The sequence below is a fragment of the uncultured Tateyamaria sp. genome, assembly GCF_947497045.1.
In the GTDB taxonomy this organism is placed as follows: domain Bacteria; phylum Pseudomonadota; class Alphaproteobacteria; order Rhodobacterales; family Rhodobacteraceae; genus Tateyamaria.
Genome location: NZ_CANMEU010000041.1, coordinates 1 through 1,341 on the forward strand (window position 1 = coordinate 1; position 1,341 = coordinate 1,341).

A 1,341-nucleotide genomic window follows, 5' to 3' on the forward strand; every position below is an offset into this window, starting at 1 on the left:
GCACCGGCTTTCGCTTCGGCTTCGGAGCGTGCGTTTGCGTCTTCGCGCGCAATCAGATCCTTGCGCCGGGATGCCAGCTCAATCTGGTTTTGCAACTCATTCTCGGCAATCGCCCTTTCCTTGTCCACAGCCAACGCACGACGCGAGAAAGTCGCCTCATCCGCCTTTTGCTGCAAGCTTTCAAAAGTCGGGGCCTGCAAGGCGCGGTACAGTTCTGAACTTGGGGACAAGGCAGAAACACGGATGCTCACCACCTCCAGGCCCATCGCATCCAGGGTCGGATCGGCCTGAAACCCCGCAGCAATCGCAGCCTGGATTGGGGACAATCCGGCCTCGAGCAAATCAAGCACACCCTTGTCTTTCAGGTAAGCATCGGCAAATTCACGGACCAACCCAGTCAGAACCGACTTGATCTGTTCCTCTGGCTTGCCCAAGCGACCGCCCTTGTTAATGTCGATGCCAAAATCCACACGCGACGCGATCCTGTCAGCATCCCCAACCCGCCAGTTGACAGAGCCCTGGACGGCCAAATCCTGATAGTCCGACGATTGGCCTTTGATCATAAAGATCAGCTCGCGGTCGTTCATCGGGATTTCAGTCAAAGAGGCCCCATTGGGGTCAAACCAGAACGAAAGACCTTTGCCAGATTTCCTGAGTGCCCCCTTGCGGAAATACTGAATGTGCTGCGATGCCTCTGCGCGCAACTGGTTGGCGAAAACATAGCGTTTGATCTGTGCCATAGTCCTTACTCCTTTGACCTGACTTCATACAGTTCAGCGGGGCGATATGCGCCGCCGGTCTCAAACTCGCCTGTCGGGACGATCATTCCGCGATCCAGCAATTTACGCCGGAACGGGGGTTTTTTCAGGGGTCTGCCCAGAATAGCTTCGTGGACTTCCTGAACTTCACGCAGAGTGAAGCGATCAGGCAGCAGGGCAAAGCCGATGGGCGAATAATCCAGTTTGCCGCGCAACCGCTTGACCACATCCCCAAGGATGGCGGCGTGATCAAAGGCAAGCGGCAGGCGCACGCCATTCATCTGCGCAGCCACTGGGCCGCCGGTCTCGCCCTCCCAATCGACAATGATGTGGGCGAGATCCGCATCGAGCAGTACTTCAGATGGGCAAAGCGCAAGATATACGATGCTGATCACGCGGCCACGCGGGTCACGCCCGAGCGCCCCATAAGTGGCAAGCTGTTCAAAATGAACTGCTTTGATGTCAACCTTTTCGCCCAACACACGTTCTACGCTGTCTTCCGGTGCTTCATCAATGTGAACGAAACCACCCGGCATCGCCCAACCCGCAACGTCATCTTCGGGACGATTGACCAGCAAAACAT

General features: G+C 56.5%; 2 protein-coding genes. Both read right to left on the reverse strand.

The window, feature by feature from the left end:
• Positions 1-740, reverse strand: a 740-nt coding sequence (locus Q0859_RS21415) for an SPFH domain-containing protein (RefSeq protein ID WP_299155197.1), incomplete at its 3' end; no start/stop codon positions are given.
• Positions 741-745: 5 nt separating this feature from the next.
• Positions 746-1,341: NUDIX domain-containing protein (locus Q0859_RS21420; RefSeq protein WP_299155199.1), on the reverse strand; the 596-nt coding region annotated here is incomplete at its 5' end.